General features: G+C 72.4%; 11 protein-coding genes. 7 read left to right on the top strand and 4 right to left on the bottom strand.

What is annotated here, in order from left to right; translation table 11 throughout:
* Nucleotides 1-2: 2 nt before the first annotated feature.
* Nucleotides 3-9,503 carry a type I polyketide synthase gene (locus tag OG747_RS00605; protein ID WP_405885393.1) on the top strand — a complete coding sequence of 3,167 codons (9,501 nt, stop codon included), beginning with the start codon at nt 3-5 and terminating at the stop codon, nt 9,501-9,503.
* A gap of 115 nt (nt 9,504-9,618) precedes the next feature.
* On the opposite strand, the gene OG747_RS00600 is transcribed toward OG747_RS00605, so the two are convergent.
* The 3 genes from OG747_RS00600 to OG747_RS00590 all read right to left on the bottom strand — a co-directional run bounded on the left by OG747_RS00600 (nt 9,619) and on the right by OG747_RS00590 (nt 13,634).
* Entirely contained in the window at nt 9,619-11,019 is a 1,401-nt protein-coding gene (locus OG747_RS00600) for an acyltransferase (RefSeq protein ID WP_405876732.1), read from the bottom strand.
* Nucleotides 11,020-11,082: 63 nt separating this feature from the next.
* A complete protein-coding gene (locus OG747_RS00595) occupies nt 11,083-12,303 on the bottom strand; it encodes a cytochrome P450 (protein WP_405876730.1) in 1,221 nt (406 codons plus the stop codon).
* Nucleotides 12,304-12,368: 65 nt separating this feature from the next.
* Nucleotides 12,369-13,634, bottom strand: a complete 1,266-nt coding sequence (locus tag OG747_RS00590; RefSeq protein ID WP_405876728.1) for a cytochrome P450 — start codon at nt 13,632-13,634, stop codon at nt 12,369-12,371.
* 355 nt (nt 13,635-13,989) lie between these two features.
* Here OG747_RS00590 and OG747_RS00585 point away from each other — a divergent pair, with 355 nt between their 5' ends.
* The 4 genes from OG747_RS00585 to OG747_RS00570 all read left to right on the top strand — a co-directional run bounded on the left by OG747_RS00585 (nt 13,990) and on the right by OG747_RS00570 (nt 17,448).
* On the top strand, nt 13,990-14,187 hold the full coding sequence (locus OG747_RS00585; RefSeq protein ID WP_405876726.1) for a ferredoxin: 198 nt from the start codon (nt 13,990-13,992) through the stop codon (nt 14,185-14,187).
* A 62-nt stretch (nt 14,188-14,249) separates the two neighbouring features.
* Nucleotides 14,250-15,617, top strand: coding sequence for an activator-dependent family glycosyltransferase (locus OG747_RS00580; protein WP_405876724.1), 1,368 nt, complete (start codon nt 14,250-14,252; stop codon nt 15,615-15,617).
* A complete protein-coding gene (gene rfbB / locus OG747_RS00575) occupies nt 15,614-16,666 on the top strand; it encodes a dTDP-glucose 4,6-dehydratase (RefSeq protein ID WP_405876722.1) in 1,053 nt (350 codons plus the stop codon). The genes OG747_RS00580 and rfbB overlap by 4 nt, the downstream gene beginning before the upstream one ends.
* A complete protein-coding gene (locus OG747_RS00570; protein WP_405876720.1) occupies nt 16,660-17,448 on the top strand; it encodes a BTAD domain-containing putative transcriptional regulator in 789 nt (262 codons plus the stop codon). Before rfbB ends, OG747_RS00570 begins: the two co-directional genes overlap by 7 nt.
* A 48-nt stretch (nt 17,449-17,496) precedes the next feature.
* Here OG747_RS00570 and OG747_RS00565 read toward each other — a convergent pair whose 3' ends face one another.
* Entirely contained in the window at nt 17,497-18,483 is a 987-nt protein-coding gene (locus OG747_RS00565) for an NAD-dependent epimerase/dehydratase family protein (protein WP_405876718.1), read from the bottom strand.
* 192 nt (nt 18,484-18,675) lie between these two features.
* Between OG747_RS00565 and OG747_RS00560 the strand changes: the two genes are divergently transcribed.
* Nucleotides 18,676-19,281, top strand: a complete 606-nt coding sequence (locus tag OG747_RS00560) for a dTDP-4-dehydrorhamnose 3,5-epimerase family protein (protein ID WP_405876716.1) — start codon at nt 18,676-18,678, stop codon at nt 19,279-19,281.
* Between the two features lie 87 nt (nt 19,282-19,368).
* The gene (locus OG747_RS00555) at nt 19,369-20,592 is read left to right on the top strand and encodes a macrolide family glycosyltransferase (RefSeq protein ID WP_405876714.1); all 1,224 of its coding nucleotides are present in this window, start codon (nt 19,369-19,371) and stop codon (nt 20,590-20,592) included.
* The last annotated feature ends 5 nt before the right edge of the window (nt 20,593-20,597 follow it).

Here is a 20,597-nt window from a genome sequence, read left to right as displayed (position 1 = left end):
GACTGCGCAAACAGAACGATCACCTCGCGCGCGCGGCGACCGAGCCCATCGCCATCGTCGGCATGGCCTGCCGCTACCCGGGAGACGTCCGCTCGCCCGACGACCTGTGGCAGCTGCTGGCCGACGGCCGGGACGCGATGGACGAGTTCCCGCAGGACCGCGGCTGGGACCTGACCGGAGCCGGCACCGACGCGGCGGCCCTGCGCGGCGGATTCGTGAAGTCCGCCACGGAGTTCGACGCCGACTTCTTCGGCATCTCGCCCCGCGAGGCCCTCGCCATGGATCCGCAGCAGCGCCTCACCCTGGAGGCCTCCTGGGAGGCGCTGGAGCGGGCGGGCCTCGACGCGGCCACCGTACGCGGCAGCCGCACCGGCGTCTTCGTCGGATGCAGCAACCAGAACTACGGCTCCGCCAACGGCCACGACCTGCCCGAGGGCATCGAGGGCCACCTGCTCACCGGCAACGCCGCGAGCGTCGTCTCCGGCCGGGTCTCCTACGTCCTGGGCCTGGAGGGGCCCGCCGTGACCGTCGACACCGCGTGCTCCTCGTCCCTGGTGGCCCTGCACCTGGCCGTCCAGGCGCTGCGGTCCGGCGAATGCGACCTCGCGCTGGCCGGCGGGGTGACGGTGATGTCGACACCGGACGTGTTCGCCGAGTTCGACCGCCAAGGCGGGCTTGCGAGCGACGGCCGGTGCAAGGCTTTTGCGGAGGGTGCGGACGGGACGGGGTGGGGTGAGGGTGTCGGTGTGCTGCTGGTGGAGCGGTTGTCGGACGCGCGCCGAGGCGGCCACCCGGTCCTGGCTGTGGTGCGGGGCTCGGCCGTCAACCAGGACGGCGCCTCCAACGGCCTCACCGCACCGAACGGCCCCTCCCAGCAGCGAGTCATCCGCGCCGCCCTCACCAATGCCGGCCTCTCCGCCAAGGACGTCGACGCCGTCGAGGCCCACGGCACGGGCACCGCGCTGGGCGACCCGATCGAGGCCAACGCCCTGCTGGCGACCTACGGCAAGGACCGGCCCGAGGGGCGGCCGCTGTGGCTGGGGTCGGTGAAGTCGAACATCGGTCACACCCAGGCCGCCGCAGGGGTCGCGGGTGTCATCAAGATGGTGGAGGCCATGCGCCACGGCGTGCTGCCCGCCACCCTCCACGTCGACCAACCCTCGGCCCAAGTGGACTGGGAGGCGGGCGAGGTCCGCCTCCTCACCGGACCACGCGCCTGGCCCGAGACCGGCCGACCCCGCACCGGCGCCGTCTCCGCCTTCGGCGTCAGCGGCACCAACGCCCACGTCGTCCTCGAACAGGGAACCACGGTCCTGGCACAGGGAACCACGGCACAGGAACCGGCCCCGGACCACGACGCCTCCCCGGTGACGCCCGCCGTTACGCTGCCCGCCGTCACACCGCCGGTCCTCCCGTGGACCCTCTCCGGCCGGACACCCGAGGCCCTGCGCGCGCAGGCCCGCACACTGTCGGCCTTCCTGACCGAACACCCCGGCCACGCACCGCTGAACGTCGGCTGGTCACTGCTGACCACCCGGTCGACGTTCGACCATCGCGCCGTGCTGCTGGGCGAAAACCGCGAAGACCTTCTCAGCGGCCTGCGGAGCCTCGCCGACGACGAGAACACCGCGCAGGTCGTGACCGGCCGGAACCGCGGCGACGGCAGACTCGCCTTCCTCTTCTCCGGCCAGGGTGCGCAGCGCCTCGGTATGGGGCGTGAGCTGTACGAGTCCTTCCCGGTGTTCGCCGAGGCCTTCGACGCCGTCTGCGCGCACCTGGACGACGGCCTGCGAGGCGTGGTCTTCGGCACGGACGCGGAGGTGCTGAACCGCACGGAGTGGGCGCAGCCGGCGCTGTTCGCGATCGAAGTGGCCCTGTTCCGTCTCGTCGAGTCGTGGGGCGTGCGCCCCGACTTCGTGGTGGGTCACTCGATCGGTGAGCTGGCGGCCGCGCATGTGGCCGGGGTGCTGTCCCTCGAAGATGCCTGCCGTCTGGTGTCGGCGCGGGGCCGTCTGATGCAGCAACTGCCCGCCGGTGGCGCGATGTTCGCCGTCGAGGCGTCCGAGGACGAGGTTGTTCCGCTGCTGGAGGGCCGTGGGGCGGACGTGTCGGTCGCGGCGGTGAACGGGCCGCGGTCGGTGGTGCTTTCGGGTGTGGAGTCGGTGGCCGAGGCGGTCGCGGGGGAGGTGGCGGCTATGGGGCGCCGTACCTCACGCCTGCGCGTCAGCCACGCCTTCCACTCACCGCTGATGGAACCGATGCTCGATGAATTCCGTACGGTCGCGGAAAGCGTCACCTACGCGTCGGCTCGTATTCCGGTCGTGTCGAATGTGACCGGACAGGCCGCTGCCGCAGGGGAGTTGGAGTCCGCGGAGTACTGGGTGCGGCACGTCCGGGAGGCCGTACGGTTCGCCGACGGTGTGGAGTGGCTGGCCGGGCACGGGGTCACACACTTCGTGGAGATCGGCCCCGACGGCACCCTCACCGCCCTCGCCCAGTCCTGCCTGAGCGACGCGCGGGAGTACGTGTGCGTCCCCGTCCTGCACAAGAACCGGTCCGAGCCGGCTTCCGTCCTGCGCGGGCTGGGCCGGTTGCACGTGGACGGCGCCTTCGTCGACTGGAGGGCGCTCTTCGCCGGGACCGGCGCCGCCGCCGTGGAACTCCCGACGTACGCCTTCCAACGCCGGCGCTTCTGGCTCGACCCGTCCGCGCCGGGGCCGAAGCCCGGCACGGACCCGGCGTTCGCCTCGGCCCTCGTCGACACGGAGTTCTGGGAGGCGGTCGAGCGGCAGGACATCGACACCCTTGCCGAAGATCTCGCCCTGGCTCCCGACGCCCTGGACGCGGTCGTCCCGGCGCTCTCGCGCTGGTACCGGAAGCGCAGCGACCGGCACGTCACCGACTCCTGGCGCTACAGCGTCACGTGGAAACCCCTGGCGCAGGCCACCGGCGCCGGGAGCGCACCGCCGCCGGGCCGCTGGCTGGTGGTCGTCCCGCAAGCGCGCGATGAGCGGGCCGACGCCACGATCCGCGCCGTACTCGGTGAGCTGGAGGCGCAGGGGGCCGAGCTGCGGCAGATCGAGGTCGCGGACTTGGCCTCCGGTACGGAACGTACAGACCGTACAGGCCATGCCGACCGTGCCGTCCTGGCCGATCAACTCAAGGACACACAGGACGAGTTCGGTCCCGTCACGGCTGTGGTGTCCCTGCTCCCGCTGGCTCAGGACCGGGCGGCGACGGCAGCGGCCACGGCCACGCTGGTCCAGGCGCTCACGGACATCGGCCTCGGCGGTCCGGCGGGTCCGGTGGCTCCGGTGTGGTCGCTGACGCGCGGGGCCGTCTCCGTCGGCCGCAGCGACGCGGTCACCTCGCCCGAGCAGGCCGCGGTATGGGGCCTCGGCCGGGTGGCGGCGCTCGAACACCCCGATCTGTGGGGCGGACTCGTCGACCTGCCGGACGACCTCGACCAACGGGCGCTCGGACGGCTCGCCGCCGTCCTCACCGCGCCGCCCGGCGAGGAGGACCAGGTGGCGGTCCGCGGCACCGGTGTCTTCGGCCGCAGGCTGTCGAGGACCCGGCCCACCCCGCCACAGCCGTGGCAGCCGCGGGGAACCGTCCTGATCACCGGCGGCACGGGCGCCATCGGCGCCCGCGTGGCACGCTGGGCGGTCGAGCGCGGCGCCGAGGACATCGTTCTGGTGAGCAGGCGCGGACCCAAGGCGCCCGGAGCCGCGGAACTCGAAACCGAGCTCTCCGCGATGGGCGCCCGCGTCACCGTCGCCGCCGTGGACGTGTCCGTCAGGGAAGAGGTCGCCGAACTCCTCGCGCACCACCGCGTCGACGCCGTCTTCCACACCGCGGGCGTACTCGACGACGGTGTCCTGCGCGGGACCGACCCCCAGCGCATACGGCACGTCATGCGGGCCAAGGCCGAAGCCGCCCTGCACCTCGACGAACTGACACGAGGCCAGGACCTGTCGGCCTTCGTGACGTTCTCGTCGCTCGCCGGTGTCCTGGGCAGCGCCGGACAGAGCGCGTACGCCGCCGCCAACGCCGTTCTCGACGCGCTCGCCGAGCGCCGCCGTGCCGAGGGGCTGCCCGCCACCTCCCTCGCCTGGGGCCCGTGGGCCGGCGGCGGCATGGCCGCCGAGGCCACCGGCGGCCGACGTCGCAGCCGGGGCGCTGTGGCACCGCTGGACCCCGACCTGGCCCTGGCCGCCCTCGCGACGGCCCTGGACTCGGGCGTGGCCGGCGAGTTCGTCGCGGACATCGACTGGAGCCGGTTCGCACCGGCCTTCACCGCGACCCGGCCGAGCGCACTCCTGGCGGAGCTGCCCGAGGCAGCCCCGTCCCGTCCCGCCCGTCCGGTGCCGCCGACGGACCGCACCGACAGCCTGGGCTCCCTGCCGCGCGAGGCGGGCACCCAGGCCGCTCTGGACCTGGTCCGTGCCCGCGCGGCGGCGGTCCTCGGTCACTCCGGCCCGGAGTCGGTTCCCGCCGACTCCGCCTTCCGTGACCTGGGGGTCGACTCGCTGATCGCGGTCGAGCTGCGCAATGCCCTGGGTGCGGAGTGTGGTCTGTCCCTGCCGGCCACCGTGGTGTTCGACTATCCGACTCCGGTCGCTCTGGCGGAGTTCCTGTACGGCGAGTTGAGTGGCGTGGTCACGGAGGTGTCCTCGGGGGCCGCGGTGGCGGTGTCGGGCGACCCGGTCGTGATTGTGGGGATGGCGTGCCGCTTCCCAGGTGGGGTGGACTCCCCGGAGGCGTTCTGGAACCTGCTGTCCGAGGGGCGCGAGGGCATCGCCGACTTCCCCGACGACCGCGGCTGGGACGGCCTCGGTTCGCTCTATGGCCTGGATGCCGAGTCCCGGCGTCAGGGCACGGCGTACACCCGCCGCGGCGGCTTCCTCAAGGACGTCGGCTCGTTCGATGCGGGTTTCTTCGGTGTGTCGCCGCGTGAGGCGTTGGCGATGGATCCGCAGCAGCGTTTGTTGCTGGAGTCGTCGTGGGAGGCGGTGGAGCGGGCGGGTATCGATCCTCGTTCGTTGCGGGGCAGTCGGACGGGTGTGTTCGCGGGGACGAACGGTCAGGACTATCCGGCGTTGCTGGCGGCGTCGGATGCGGATTTCGGCGGGTACATCGGGACGGGGAACGCGGCGAGTGTGTTCTCGGGGCGTGTGTCGTATGTGCTGGGCCTGGAGGGGCCCGCCGTGACCGTCGACACCGCGTGTTCGTCGTCGTTGGTGGCTCTGCATCTGGCTGTCTCGGCGTTGCGGTCGGGTGAGTGTGATCTCGCGTTGGCCGGTGGGGTGACGGTGATGTCGACGCCGGGTGCGTTTGTGGAGTTCAGCCGTCAGGGCGGGCTTGCAACTGATGGCCGGTGCAAGGCTTTTGCGGAGGGTGCGGACGGGACGGGGTGGGGTGAGGGTGTCGGTGTGCTGCTGGTGGAGCGGTTGTCGGACGCGCGCCGTAACGGTCACCCGGTCCTGGCTGTGGTGCGGGGCTCTGCCGTCAACCAGGACGGCGCGTCCAACGGTCTGACCGCGCCGAACGGCCCCTCGCAGCAGCGGGTCATCCGGGCCGCCCTCAGCAGTGCCGGTCTCTCCGCCAGGGATGTGGACGCGGTCGAGGCGCATGGCACGGGTACCGCGCTGGGTGATCCGATCGAGGCGCAGGCGCTGCTGGCGACGTACGGGAAGGACCGGCCGGGGGAGCGGCCGTTGTGGCTGGGTTCGGTGAAGTCGAACATCGGTCACACCCAGGCCGCCGCGGGGGTGGCGGGTGTGATCAAGATGGTGGAGGCGATGCGGCATGGTGTGCTGCCGGCGACCCTCCATGTCGATGAGCCTTCCTCGCATGTGGACTGGGCCGCGGGTGAGGTGCGGCTGCTGACGGAGCCGACCGCGTGGCCGGAGTCGGGGCGTCCCCGGCGTGCGGGTGTGTCCTCGTTCGGCCTGAGTGGCACGAACGCGCATGTGGTGCTGGAGCAGGTGCCGGACCCGGTGGTCGAAGAAGCCGCGACCGAGGTGCCCCGGCTGCCGCTCCCCGTCGCCCCCTGGATCGTGTCGGGCCGTGGTTCCGAGGCACTCCGTGCGCAGGCCGCTCGGCTGCTGGCCCACATCGAGGCGCAGCCTGATCTCGACCCCGCTGACGTGGGTCTGTCCCTGGCAGTGAGCCGTTCGACGTTCGAGCAGCGCGCGGTGGTGCTCGGCCACGACCACGACGAACTGGTCGCGCACCTGCGGGCCTTGGCGGATGGCCAAACGGATCCCCTCACGGTGACGGGAACGTCCCACGGCGACGGCAAGCTCGCCTTCCTCTTCTCCGGCCAGGGCGCGCAGCGCCTCGGTATGGGCCGTGAACTGTACGAGTCCTTGCCCGTGTTCGCTGATGCCTTCGACGTCGTCTGCGCGCATCTGGACGCCGAGTTGGACCGTCCCCTGCGGGAGGTGGTCTTCGGCGCGGATGCCGAGCTGCTGAACAACACCGCGTGGACCCAGCCCGCCCTGTTCGCGATCGAAGTGGCCCTGTTCCGCCTCGTCGAGTCATGGGGTGTGCGCCCCGACTTCGTGGTGGGTCACTCCATCGGTGAGCTGGCTGCCGCGCATGTGGCCGGGGTGCTGTCCCTCGAAGACGCGTGCCGTCTGGTGTCGGCACGCGGGCGTCTGATGCAGCAACTGCCGCCCGGTGGTGCGATGTTCGCGGTGGAGGCTTCCGAGGACGAGGTCACGCCGCTGCTGGAGGGCCGTGGGGCGGAGGTGTCGATTGCGGCGGTGAACGGGCCGCGGTCGGTGGTGATTTCGGGTGTGGAGTCGGTGGTGTCGGCGGTCGCGGAGGAGCTGTCCGCGTCCGGCCGCCGTACCTCACGCCTGCGCGTCAGCCACGCCTTCCACTCGCCGCTGATGGAACCGATGCTGGAGGAGTTCCGCAGGGTCGCGGAGAGCGTGGCCTATGCGCCGGCGCATCTGGCCGTGGTGTCGAATGTGACCGGACAGGCGGCTGCCGCAGGAGAGTTGGAGTCCCCGGAGTACTGGGTGCGGCATGTGCGTGAGGCCGTCCGGTTCGCCGACGGGATCGAGTGGCTGGCCGGGCACGGTGGTGTGACGCGGTTCGTGGAGGTCGGCCCGGACGGCACCCTCACCGCCATGGCGCGTGCCTGTCTGAGCGACACGCAGGACCACCTGTGTGTTCCCGTTCTGCGTAAGGACCGGCCGGAGGCGGATACGGCCGTGTCGGCCGTGTCGGCCGTGTTCGTGCACGGGGTTCCCGTCGACTGGCCCGCCCTGTTCGCCGGTTGCGGTGCCCGGTTTGTCGCGCTGCCGACGTATGCCTTCCAGCACGAGTGGTACTGGCCCGAGCCGGGCGCTCCCGTCGCGGTCATCCCGTCCGCCGACCCCGTGGACGCGAGCTTCTGGGAGGCCGTGGAGCGCGGCGACGCGCAGGGTCTGGCCGATGTCCTGGGTGTGGGCGAGGCGGAGTTGGACGCCGTCGTGCCGGCGCTGTCCGCATGGCGGCGTGGTGCGGCCGAGCGATCCGTCGTGGACGGCTGGCGCTACCGCGTCGGCTGGGAGCGTCTGAGCGCACCGCCGGCCTCCGTCGGCGTACCGGGACGCTGGCTCCTGCTGCAGCCGCCGGGGACCGACTCGCTCGACGGCATCGAGGAGTTCGTTCCCGGGATCGAGCGGGTGACGTATGCGCCTCAGGTGGATCGGGCGGGGCTGGCCCGTGCCCTGTCGGACGCCGCCATGGGCGAACCGGTCGCCGGTGTGCTGTCCCGCCTGCCCGGTACGGCCGCCGCGCTGACCCTCGTACAAGCGCTGGGCGACGCGGGGCTGACCGCTCCGCTGTGGCTGCTCACATGTGGTGCGGTCGCGGTCGGACATGACGGCGACGCGACCCTCGAACCGGCACAGGCCGCCCTGTGGGGCTTCGGCCGGGTCGCCGCCCTTGAGCACCCCGCCCGGTGGGGCGGCCTCCTCGACCTGCCGAGCCGCGCGGGCCGGAGCATTCTGGCGGGCCTCGCGTCCGTGCTGGACTCGGGCGAGGACCAGATCGCGGTACGGGAATCCGGGCTCTTCGCCCGCCGCCTCTCCCACGCTCCCGTTCCCGTTTCCGTTCCTGTCCCCGGCAGTCCATCGGAGTTCGGGCCGTCGGCCGTCGGCTGGCGTGCTCCGGACTGCGTGCTGGTGACGGGCGGTACCGGCGCGCTCGGCGGGCGCCTCGCCCGCTGGCTGGTGCGGCGCGGTGCCAAGGACCTCGTCCTGACCAGCCGTCGCGGCCCGGACGCACCAGGTGCGTCCGAACTCGTCGACGAGATCGGGGACATGGGCGCGCGCGTCGTCGTCGAGACCTGCGACACCGCCGACGCCGACGCCCTCGCCCGCGTCGTGGAGCGGCACCCGGTGCGGGCCGTGTTCCATGCCGCGGGCGTCCTCGACGACGACGTGATCGACGCGATGACACCGGAACGCGTCGCGTCCGTCCTGAAGGCCAAGGCCGTCGGTGCCGACCATCTCGACGCCCTCACCCGGGACAGGACAGGGCACAGGGCCCTGTCGGCGTTCGTGGTGTTCTCCTCGATCGCCGGTGTGTGGGGCAGCGGTGGCCAGGCGGCCTACGCCGCGGCCAACGCCCACCTGGACGCCCTCGTCGAGCGCCGCCGGGCGAGCGGGCTCGCCGGTACCGCCGTCGCCTGGGGCCCCTGGGGCGGGGGAGGCATGGTGTCCGACGAGGGCGCCGTCGCACTGGGCCGGCGGGGCCTGCGGGTGATGGACCCCGACCGTGCGCTGAGCGGACTGGGACGTGCCCTGGACCTCGGGGACAGCACGGTGGTGGTGGCCGACGTGGACTGGGAGAGGTTCCTTCCCGCGTTCACCAGCAGCCGGCCCAGCCCGCTGTTGTCCGCCCTTCCGGAGGCGCGGACCGCGGATGCGGCCGACGCGTCGCCGGGGGAGCGGGGCACCTCGTACGCCTTGGTGGAGGAACTGGCCGCCGCGCCCGCCGACGAGCGGGTCCGGCTGCTCCAGGACCATGTGCGGTCCGTCGCCGCCGCGGCCCTCGGGTTCACCGGGGTGGCGGGCATCGAACCCGCCAGGGCCTTCCGTGAGATGGGCTTCGACTCCCTGACCGCGGTCGAGCTGCGCGACCGGCTGAACAGCGACACCGGCCTGCGGCTGGCGACCACCCTCGTCTTCGACCACCCCACGCCCGCCGACCTCGCCCGCCACCTGGCCGGTGAACTCTTCGGGGACGGGCAGGAGTCCGCCGCGGTGCTGCTGGCGGAGGTCGACAGCACGGTCGCGAAGATCATGAAGGGCGGGCCCGACCGCGACATCAGGACCCTCCTCAAGACGCGGCTCAGGGCGCTCCTTTCGGAGGTCGAGAACGCGGACGAGAGTGCGGGGTTCGCCCCGGACGCGGGGGCGTCCGTGGCCGACCAGCTGGACGACGCCACGGACGAGGAGCTGTTCGACTTCATCAGCCGGCAACTGGACCAGCCGTAACGGGAAGATCGTTCGTGACGGCGGGGAAGACCGGCCGTATCGGGAAGACCGGCCGTCACGCGAAAGGGGCCACGGGCGGCACCAGCGCCGCCCGTGGCCCCTTTCGGCGGCCCGGTCACTCACCCACGGGCGCGGGTTTCCCGTGAAGCGTGCCGTAGGCGTGCAGCCGCTCCAGCCACGCCGGACTCCTCACCGCGGCCGCGTGCTCCTGTGCCAGGCACAGATAGACGTCCCGGCCCCCGTCCTCGGCGGGCGTCGGCGCGATGTGCACGGTCGGCACCGGGAGGTCGGGGAACTCGTACCAGAACGGTGTGCCGGCGCCCAGGTCGATGCGGTAGAGCGGGAACTGCGACCAGTTGTTGATCGAGACCGCCGTCTCGAAGACGTCCGGGGCGCGTACCGACATGACGTGCCGTGACACGCCCGCCCTGCGGTAGGAGTTGAGGAAGGCGATCTCGTCGCGGAGCTTGTCGGCGGTGTTGGCGTCCAGACAGGCCCGTACGTCCTGGGCGAGCCGGCCGAGCGGACGGGTGCGCAGCGCCGCTGCCGAGGTCCGCGTCCAGCTGTTGCTGACACAGTTGCCCCAGTACTCGGCGGGCAGCGCGGCACCGAGCCGGGACTGCGCTCCGATGATCATCCCGAGCCATTCGGCGGCGTCGTCGGGGCGGGCGCGCAGCTCGCCGAGGACCTGCCAGATGTGCGCGGTCAGGACGTCGTTGGTGGACACCCAGGAGCCCGTGTCGGTCAGCTGCTTTTGCGCGGTCCGTTTCATGGCGGCGAGTTCGGCGGCCTCGAAGCGGGTGGCGACGGTCGCGAGCTTGTTCAGGCCGACCTTGATGTTCGTGGTCAGCAGGCGCAGCCGGGAGACGCCGACGAACGCGCGCGCGTCCACGATCGCGGGGTCGGCGGACTCCTGGCCCAGCGCGTCGAGCAGGCTCCGGTCGTGGCACGGTTCGGGGTACGGCAACCCGCGGTGCTCGCGCGACCAGCTCTCCAGGAACGCGAGGGTGTTCGCGCCGTCCGCGAGACTGTGGTTGATCATCACGCCGAGGACGGAGCCGCCGCCGCGCATCTGTGTCAGCCGGATCTTCAGCAGCGGGGTGTCCCGGTCGATGACGCGGAACGCGCTGACCTCGCGCAGCAGATGGCCGATCACCGGCTCGGTGCGCAGCTGGGGCCCGTACTCCCGCATGGGCTCTGGTGACACCGCCTCGATGAAGCGGACCCCCGCGTCGTTGCACAGGGCGCTCAGCCCGCCGTCCCGGTCCCGGACGAGACGGCCGGCCAGTGGCGGGTAGCGGCGCAGCGTGCGCGCCAGCGAGGCGCGCAGCTGAGCCCCGTCCAGCGTCTCGCGGTAGAAGAAGGTCAGCGGTGTGTACCAGGGGCCGGTCAGCAGGTCGTAGCCGCTGAGCCGGACACGGGCGTTGTCGGCCCGTCCGGCCCGTCCGGCCCGGCCGGCGCGGACCAGGAAGGACCGCTCCTCCCGGCTCTCCACGACGCGCCGGAATGTTGTCACGGTCGTTCTCCTCAGGTTTTCAGGTCCTCGGATCGTCACGGTCGTGGTCGTTGCCCCGGCCGGTCAGTCCCAGGCGACGAGCAGCCGGTCGACCCCGTAGTGCACGGCACGGTCGCGCAGCGGCACCTCGTCCGCGGGAACCGCCAGCCGCAGCGTCGGGAACCGCTCGAACAGCTTGCGCAGACCGGTCCTGAGGGTGGCGCGGGCCAGGTGCTGGCCCAGGCACTGGTGCGCGCCGAAGCCGAGCGCCAGGTGCTTGCGCGGGATGCGGGTGACGTCGAGCTTGTCGGGGTCGGCGAAGACCGCGGGGTCGCGGTTGGCGGCAGGCAGCGACAGCACGACGGTCTGCCCGGCCTTGACGGTGACGCCGCCGATCTCGACGTTCTCCAGCGCGCAACGGCTCGACCCCAGCTGCGAGATCGTCAGATAGCGCATCAGCTCGTCGACGGCCCCGGCCTCGTACAGCTCCGGGCGGCTGCGCAGCAGGGCCAGCTGCTCGGGCTGCTCCAGCAGCGCGAACGTGCTCAGGCACAGCATGTTGGGCGTCGTGTCGAGGGAGCCGCCCAGGGTGAGGACGGAGAGGTTGACCAGCTCCTCCTCGGTGAGTTCCCCGGTGGCCGCCAGCTGTCCGAAGAAGTCGTCGCCCTTCTCCGCCAGCCGCTCGCGGACCATGGGCCGCACCGCCGCGTCCAGCGACTCGATGCAGTGGATGAACTCCTCGAGGGTGTACGTCAGTTTCATCATCGTGGCGAAGTGCTCCGAGACCTCTGCCATCAGCTCGGCGGAGACACCCATCAGGGCGCACACCGAGCGGACGCTGATGACCTCGGCGAAGTCCGTCACCAGGTCGGCCGGCGAGCCCTTCGCCTCCATCTCGTCGAGGACCTGGTCGATGATGCGGGCCAGCTCGGGCTCGAAGTGCTGGATGCGGCGGACGGTGAAGTGCCCGGCCAGCAGACGCCGGTACTTGGAGTGCTCGGGCGCGTCCGTCTTCGCGAACGAGCCGGGCGGGGAGGGCTGGGGCGCGTACTCGGTCATCGGGAACGGCGGTGCGACCACATGGGCGAGCAGCTCGTTGCGGTGGCTGAAGCGGTCGTCGGCCAGGATCTGCCGTACCAGGTCGTGGCGGGTGACCAGCCAGCCCGTCGGGTCCTTGGGGGCGACCTGGAAGGTGAGGGGGCTGACCGGGGCCTCCTCGCGCAGCCGGGCGTACGCCGCGGGCGGGTCGAAGGGGCACTTGCCGCGGTCCGTCGGGATCACGGGTGCGTCGGGCCTGGTCTTCATCGTCACTCCGTTGGTGTGCCGGCGGCGCCGTGGGTGCCGTGGGCGAAGGCTGTTGACTGGTGGGATCAGGCGCGCTTGACGACCAGCGGCAGGTGCCGCGCGCCGAAGACGTTGGTGCCGTGGTAGGTCAGCCGGGCATCGGGGTCGACCTCGATCCGTGCGAACCGGTCGAGGAGCGCGTTCAGGGCGATGCGCCCCTCCAGGCGTGCCAGCGGTGCCCCGATGCAGTAGTGGATGCCGTGGCCGAAGGCCGCCTGGCGGGCGTTGGTGCGCTCCGGGCGAAAGGCGGCCGCGTCCTTGAAGACCCGCTCGTCGAGGTTGGCCGACAGCAGCCACAGGTGCACCAGGGTGCCGGGGGCGATGCTGGTTCCGGCGAGTTCGGTGGCGGCCGTGGTGACGCGCTCGATCCGGGTGAACGGCGGGCGCAGCCGCAGGGTCTCCTCGATCACGGCGGGCACCAGCGAGCGGTCCTCGCGGACCCGCTCGAACAGCTGCGGATCCTGGTCCAGGCACATCAGCGTGTTGCCCAGCAGCACCGAGGTGGTGATGTGCCCGGCGAGCAGCAGCAGGGTGGCGAAGCTCGCGATGTCCTCGTCGTCGAGGCGCTCGTCGTCGAGTTCCGCGCCCACCAGGGTGCCCAGCAGGTCGTCCTGCGGCTTTCCGCGCCGGTCGTCGATGAAGTTCTGCAGGTACGCCGAGATGGTGTGGCCGGTCTCCTCCATGCGCCGGACGCTCTCGGGGTCCTCCGGGTTTGTCGACAGCAGCTGGTCCGCCCAGCCCTGGAACAGGTCCCGGTCGGCCGTGGGCACGCCGAGCATCCGCGCGATGACCGTGACCGGCAGCGGGTTGGCGAGCGTGTCCACCAGGTCGAAGCGGTCAAAGCCGGCCGCGTCCAGCAGGTCGGCGGTCAGGCCGGTGATCCACGGTTCGAGACCGGAGATCAGCCCCGGTGTGAAGGCGCGGCTGACCAGGCGGCGCATCTTGCCGTGCAGGGGCGGGTCCAGCAGCAGCAGGGTGCCGCGCGGGGCCTGGCGTTCACCGCCCGAGAGGCGGCCCACGGTGTCGGAGGAGAAGGTCGCCGGGTCGGCGAGGATCCGCTGGACGTCCTCGTGCCGGAAGACGTGCACGTTGCCCGTCTCGTCCCGCCACACCGGGCATGCGTCCCGCATCCGCGCGGTCCAGGCGAGCAGCGTCGCCCCGCCGTCCGGCTCCACCGTCGGAATGCTGCCGGAGCCGGGCCCCGGCACACCGGGCCCCGGCGCATCGGACACCGGCGGATCCGCCGCTCCCCGCGGCGCGTCGGGAACGTCGGAGGTGCCTTGCTCCGCCACCAGTGATTCCCCTTTCGTGCGGCCCGGCCGCGACCGCGGCCCGCGGCCCACCGCGTGGGACCGGCACCCCGGCGGGGCCCGGCACTCGCGCCACTCCAGCACGGGGCGTGCGCGGGGGGCCAGAGACGGCGGCGCAGTCTAGGGATTCACCGAGTACCGCCCGCCGCAGGCCGGTGCGAGGTCACGGCGGCGGGCCGAAATCTCTGGAGGAAATCCCAGACAGCGGCGGCCGGGGACCCGGGCGGGCCCGCACCCGGCCCAAGATGGGCACGCGCCCCGGCAGCGGGGCACGCACCGTACCGCCCACGACCCGTACCGCCCACGACCCGTACCGCCCACGACGCAGAAGGCCGGCATGGACATCGCGATCGACCACGACAAGTGCATGGGAGCGGGCCAGTGCGTGCTGATCGCACCCGAGGTCTTCGACCAGGACGAGGAGGACGGCCGCGCCCTGCTCCTGATCGAGCAGCCGGGAAGCGGCCACCACGAGGCGATCCGCGAAGCCCACGACTCCTGCCCGCTGGGTGCCATCACCCTCCGGGAGGACTGATCCGGGAGGACTGACACCTCAACGCGGCCCGGCCGCGGACCTCCCCCGAACGAGAGGATGCCATGCGCGTTCTGTTCGCCGGCCTGTCGGAGAAGTCTCACCTGTACACCATGGTGCCGCTGGCCTGGGCCTTTGTGACGGCCGGTCACGACGTTCTGGTGGCCGGCTCCCCGTCGATGACCCCCGCCGTCACCGCGGCCGGCCTGGTGGCCGCCCCCGTGGGCAGCGACCACGCCCTGCACGCGGACATGGCGGGTTCCCGCGACTCCCAGGACGCCGACGTCGCCAACTGGAGCCGTCTGGGCCCCGGCCAGGTCGACTGGCCCACCCTGCGCGAGCGCTACGAGATCAGCGTGCCCTGGGGCTTCGCCCGCTACAACGAGCCCGTCATGGACGACATGGTGGCCCTCGCCCGCGACTGGCGGCCCGACCTCGTCATCCGCGACCCCCTCGCCTACGCCGGCGCGGTCGCCGCACGCGTCTGCGGCGCGGCCCACGCCCGCCTGCTGTGGTGCGCCGACGTCTACGGGCAGGCGCGGCGCACCTTCGTCGAACTCGCCCGCGACGTCCCCGAGACCGAACGCGTCGACCCGCTCGCCGAGTGGATCGACGACCGTGCCCGCTCCTACGGCGTGGCCTGCGACGAGGAACTCCTCAACGGCCAGTTCACCATCGACACCCTGCCCCCGAGCCTGCGCCCGCCGAGCGCCCTGCACCAGCTGTCCATGCGGTACCTCCCCTACAACGGTGCCGCCGTGCAGTGGGACTGGCTGCGCGAGGAGCCCAAGCAGCCCCGGGTCTGCGTCACGCTCGGCAGCACCAACACCGAGGCCTACGGCGGCGACTACGTCCCCGTCGACGACATCCTGCGCGCCCTGGGCGGACTCGACATCGACGTCGTCGCCGCGCTCATGCCCGAACAGGCCGAACAGCTCGGGGACGACCTGCCCCCCAACGTGCGGGCGGTCAGCGGAATAGCCCTGAAGACCCTGCTGCCCACCTGCAGCGCCGTCGTCCACCACGGCGGCTGGGGCTCCTTCTCCACCGCCCTCGTCAACGGCGTCCCGCAACTCGCCCTGTCGACGAACGTCGCCGACCAGGAACTGCGCGGACGCTCGCTGGAAAAGGCCGGCGCCGGGATCTTCGTCCACCACAGCGACGTCGACGCCGGGCAGGTCCTCGCCGACACCCGCCTGCTCCTTCAGGAGCCGGCGTTCGCGGCCGCCGCACGACGGCTGCGGGACGAGTCCGCCGCCATGCCCAGCCCCCACGCCCTGGTCGCGCACATGGAGCGCCTGGTCGCGGACGCCGTAAGCACTCCGCGTACACCGGCACACCGGCCGGACCCCTGCAACACACCGCACACACGAGGAAGGAGGACGGCGCCCCCCACGACCCCGCCGGGGTACCGGGCGCCGCAATCCCGATGAGTCAGACGCGCATCCTGGTGACCGGCGGTGCCGGCTTCATCGGCTCCCATTACGTCCGCACCCTCCTCGGACCCCTCGGCCTGGACGACGTATCGGTGACCGTCCTGGACGCCTTCACCTACGCCGCCAACCCGGCCAGCCTCGACGAGGTCCGCCACTCGCCCCGTTTCCGGCTCGTCGCCGGCGACATCTGCGACCCGGCGGTCGTCGGCCGCCTCATGGCCGAGCACGATGAGGTCGTCCACTTCGCGGCCGAGTCGCACGTCGACCGGTCGCTGTCCAGCTCCGCCGAGTTCGTCCGCACCAACGTCATGGGCACCCAGGTGCTCCTGGACGCCGCGCTGCAGCACGGCATCCAGACCTTCGTGCACGTCTCCACCGACGAGGTCTACGGATCCATCCCGGCCGGCTCCTGCTCCGAGGAGCAGTCCGTGAACCCCAACTCGCCCTACGCCGCCTCGAAGGCGTCCAGCGACCTGCTCGCGCTGGTCTACCACCGCTCCCACGGCCTGGACGTCCGGGTGACCCGCTGCTCCAACAACTACGGGCACCACCAGTTCCCCGAGAAGATCATCCCGCTGTTCGTCACCCGCCTCCTGGAAGGCAAGACGGTCCCGCTGTACGGCGACGGGATGAACGTGCGCGACTGGCTGCACATCGACGACCACGTCCAGGGCATCGAACTGGTCCGCACCCAGGGCCGCCCCGGCGAGATCTACAACATCGGCGGCGGCACCGAGCTCAACAACCGCGAGCTCACCACCCTGCTGCTGGAGGCGTGCGGCGCCTCCTGGGACCAGGTCGAGTACGTCACCGACCGCAAGGGCCACGACCGCCGTTACTCGGTCGACTGGCACAAGGCCCACACCGAGCTGGGCTACAAGCCGCAGAAGGACTTCACCGAGGGCCTCGCCGAGACCGTCGCCTGGTACCGCGAGCACCGCGACTGGTGGGAGCTCCCGGACCGGACACCGCACACCGCCGCCCCCCGGGCCGTGCAGGCCGTCCCCCGGGCCGTGGAGGCCACGACCGGGATTCCCGCATGCTGACCTGGCGCAGCCTCGGGCTCCTGGAGGTGACCTTGGACGGGCGGCCCGCCACGCCGACCGCTCCCAAGGTCCGCCAGGTGCTGGCCCTGCTGCTGGCCCGGCGCAACACCCTGGTGTCGATGCCCACCATCGTCGCCGAACTGTGGGACCACCACCCCCCGCGCAGCGCCACGGCCACCGTCCAGACGTACGTCTACCAGCTGCGCAAGTTCCTGCAGAGCGACGGCGAGACGGCCGCCGGCACGGGGCCGCTCGTCACCCGGTCCACCGGGTACATGCTGCGGGTGGCCCCCGGGGACTACGACGCCGAGGAGTTCGAACGGCTCACCGTCCAGGCACGGGCCGCACTCGAGGACGGTGACGCCCGCACGGCCACCGACCGGATCGCCGCCGCACTGGCAGGGTGGGCCGGCCGGCCGTTCGCCGACGTCACCCAGGGCCCCTACCTCCAGGCGTACGCGCTGCGCCTGGAGGAGCTCCACATGCACGCCCTGGAGCTGCGCATCAGCGCAGGTCTCGGGCTCGGCCTGCACCGCGAACTCGTCGCGGAACTCAAGGAGCTGGCCAGCACCCATCCGCTGCACGAGTGGTTCCAGGGCGGCCTCATCATCGCGCTGCAGCGCTGCGGCCGCCGCAGCGAGGCCCTCCACGTCTACCAGCGGCTGCGTGAACTGCTCCGCGACGAACTGGGCCTCGACCCCTCCCCGGGGCTGCAGCAGATCCGCCAGCACGTGCTCACCGACCGCGTCAGCGCCGCCGACCTCAGCCTGCTGCCGGGCTGATGCCGTATCCCGCCGGGCAGTCCCCGCGGATGCCGCGGGCCGGGCGGCTCAGCCGTCGCTGCCCGCCGCCGCGTTCCACAGGTCCCGTACGGTCTCCTCAAGGCTGCGGCGGGGCGACCAGCCGAGCAGTTCACGCGCCGCGGTGACGTCCACGCGCATCCAGTCCGCGTCCGCGGCGGGCCGCACGGTACCGCCCGTGTCCTCCACCAGCCGCACCCTCCTGCCGCTCGCCGCGATCAGAAGGTCGACCATCACCCGCACATGCTGCGACGTGCCGCTGCCGATGTTCAGCACCCGGCCCCGCGCCCGCGGTGTCCGCATCGCGGCCACGATCGCCTCGGACGCGTCCTTGGCGTCGACGAAGTCCCGGCTGCTGCGCAGCGGGGACAGCCGTATCGTGACCGGCCCGCCCGGGGCGGCCGGGGCGAGCAGCTGCTGCGCCACGCGGCCCAGCAGGCTGCTGGGCGGGGTCCCGGCGCCGATCACGTTCGACAGCCGCAGCACCACCGCGTCCGTCCGGCCCTCGGCGGCGGACTGCAGGACCGCCCGGCTGCCGAGCAGCTTGGAGTGCCCGTAGTCCGTCACCGGGCGGGTGGGGGAGTCCTCGGCGAGATCCACCCCCGCGCTCTGCGGCGCGTACTCGTGCACGGAGCCCAGATGCACCAGGCGCGGCCGCCACGAGGCGGCGTCGAGCGCCGCCAGCAGCCGGTCCACCAGCAGCTGGTTGCCCTGCCGCATGACGCCCGGCGACGACGACCAGGCCACGCCGGCCGCGTTGACGACGGCCACCGGATGCTTCGCGTCGATCAGCTCCGTCAGCGCGCCCGGCCCGTCCTTGACCAGGTCCATCGGGTGAAAGCGCCACGCGGCCGGCGTCTTGACGGCCTGCCGTGCGACGGCGAGCACCTCGTGACCGGCCGCCCGGAGGGCCGCGCCCGCGTGCCGGCCGACGAATCCGGTAGCGCCGAGGACGACCACCCGGCCGGACGGTCCGTCCGGCCGTCCGGGCTGTCCCTGCCTACCGACCAGCGCCATGCCGCTCTCCTCCCGGGCCGGGTGCCGGGCACCCCTACGTCGTCCTGCTGTGCCACCGCACCGGGTGCCGTGGCTCCAGGCAGCCACGGTGGCACCCCGCGATCGAGACCCCCTCCAGAACGGTTCGATTCGACCGGCCCCCGTACGGCCCTTGACCGGTCCTCGAACGGCGCGCCATACCGTGGCGTCACCATGAAGGTTCGACAGACGGCTGTGCCGGACGCTTTCCACATCACGCCGCACAAGATCGGCGACGTGCGGGGCAACTTCTACGAGTCGTTCCGCCACGACAGACTGGCCGAGGAGATCGGCCGGCCGGTGCCCGTGGCGCAGGTGAACTACTCGGTCTCCCGTCGGAGCACCCTGCGCGGGCTGCACGGCACCCTGCTGCCGCCGGGCCAGGCGAAGGTCGTCTGCGTCGTGCGGGGCGCGGTCCTCGACATCGTCGTCGACCTGCGCCTCGGCTCGCCCACCTTCGGCGTGCACGAGGTGAACTGGCTGAACGCCGAGTCGGGCGAGACCCTCTTCGTCGCCGAAGGGCTCGTGCACGGCTTCCTCGCCCTCACCGACGACACCTGCGTCTCCTACCTGTGCTCCACGGAGTTCGTCCCCGGCACCCAGGTCGACATCGACCCCTTCGACGCCGAGCTGAACCTGCCCTGGGATCTGTCGGAGACCCCGCTGATGTCGGCCAAGGACTCCCGCGCCGTCTCCGTCGCCACCGCCCGCGAGGCGGGCCTGCTGCCCCGCTACGAGGACTGCCTCGCCCACTACGCGGCGCTGCGCGGCGCACGCTGAGCCCCTCGCAGCGGGCCCACGTCGTTCTCCCCGGTGCCGCCGCGAGCGCACAGCCCAAGGCCACCGCCGCATTCGAAGGAACAGCCGATGCCGTACCGCACCGAAGCACGCCCGCTCCACTGCGCCGTCCTGCCCTTCGCGGACTTCGGGCACGTCGCTCCGAGCCTCGGCCTCGCCCGCGAGCTCATCGCACGCGGCCACCGCGTGACCTACGTCGTGGACGAGCGGTTCGCCGCGCCGGTCGAGGAAGCGGGCGCCCGCGCCGTCACCTACACCTCCGCGCGCGGCGACTTCTACCGTGCCGCCGACCCGAGCCCCGGCCAACTGGCGAGGGACGGCTACGAGCTGATGGTGGACACCGTGCGCACCGTCTTCCCCGCGGCCCTGTCCGCCCTTGCCCCCGACGCCCCGGACCTGGTGCTGTACGACTTCGAGAACGTGGCCGCCGGACGGGTGGCCGCCCGGGTCCTGGACGCGGTGTCGGTACAGCTCTTCCCGAGCCACGCGGCGAACGAGACCTTCTCCCTGCGCGCCCAGATGTGGGACCCGCAGGACCCCGTCATGCGCAAGGGCGCGGAGCTCGTCATCGGCTTCATGGGCGAACACGGCATCGGCCTGGAGGAGATGGGCCGCTACGGCACCGAGTGGGACGAGCACAACCTTGTCTTCCTGCCCCGCGCCTTCCAGATCGAGGGCGACACCTTCGACGACCGCTTCGCGTTCGTGGGCCCCATGGTCACCGAGGCCGGCCCCGGCCTCTGGTCGCCGCCGGCGGACGGCCGCCGTACCGCGCTGGTGTCCCTGGGCACCGAGTCCGGCGACCGCGGCGACTTCTTCCGTATCTGCGCCGAGGCGTTCGACCCGGCCGCCTGGCACGTCGTCATGACGCTCGGGCGCGGCGCCGACCGCGCACAGCTGGAGCCCCTGCCGGCACATGTCGAGGTCCACGAGTGGCTGCCCCATCCGGCCGTGCTGCCGCACGCCGACGTCGTCGTCTGCCACGCCGGCATGGGCAGCCTCATGGAGGCCCTGTACTTCGCCGTGCCCGTGGTGGCGATCCCGCGCGCCCACGAACTCGACCTCAGCGGCCGGCGGCTTCAGGAGTGCGGCGTCGGGCGCACGCTGTCCCGGGCGGACCTGGACGCCGGCGTCCTCGCGGGCGCCGTGACCGAGCTGCTGGCCGACCCCGAAACCCCCGGGAGCCTGGCGCGGATGCGGGCCGCCGTCCACGGCGCCGGCGGCGCGGCGCGCGCCGCCGACCTTCTCCAGACCTGGGCCGCGGCGCGCCCGCACAGCCCGGTCCCCGCCTGACCGGC

The sequence above is a fragment of the Streptomyces sp. NBC_01384 genome (assembly GCF_045040035.1).
Classification (GTDB): domain Bacteria; phylum Actinomycetota; class Actinomycetes; order Streptomycetales; family Streptomycetaceae; genus Streptomyces.
Note: the sequence above shows the minus strand (reverse complement) of the source record. Positions and strands in the feature narration are given on the sequence as shown.

Coding starts and splice junctions, on each gene's coding strand:
- OG747_RS00570 (WP_405876720.1), top strand. CDS start 16,660: ATGCTGACCTGGCGCAGCCTCGGGCTCCTGGAGGTGACCTTGGACGGG.
- OG747_RS00560 (WP_405876716.1), top strand. CDS start 18,676: ATGAAGGTTCGACAGACGGCTGTGCCGGACGCTTTCCACATCACGCCG.
- rfbB (WP_405876722.1), top strand. CDS start 15,614: ATGAGTCAGACGCGCATCCTGGTGACCGGCGGTGCCGGCTTCATCGGC.
- OG747_RS00555 (WP_405876714.1), top strand. CDS start 19,369: ATGCCGTACCGCACCGAAGCACGCCCGCTCCACTGCGCCGTCCTGCCC.
- OG747_RS00580 (WP_405876724.1), top strand. CDS start 14,250: ATGCGCGTTCTGTTCGCCGGCCTGTCGGAGAAGTCTCACCTGTACACC.
- OG747_RS00585 (WP_405876726.1), top strand. CDS start 13,990: ATGGACATCGCGATCGACCACGACAAGTGCATGGGAGCGGGCCAGTGC.
- OG747_RS00565 (WP_405876718.1), bottom strand. CDS start 18,483: ATGGCGCTGGTCGGTAGGCAGGGACAGCCCGGACGGCCGGACGGACCG.
- OG747_RS00595 (WP_405876730.1), bottom strand. CDS start 12,303: ATGAAGACCAGGCCCGACGCACCCGTGATCCCGACGGACCGCGGCAAG.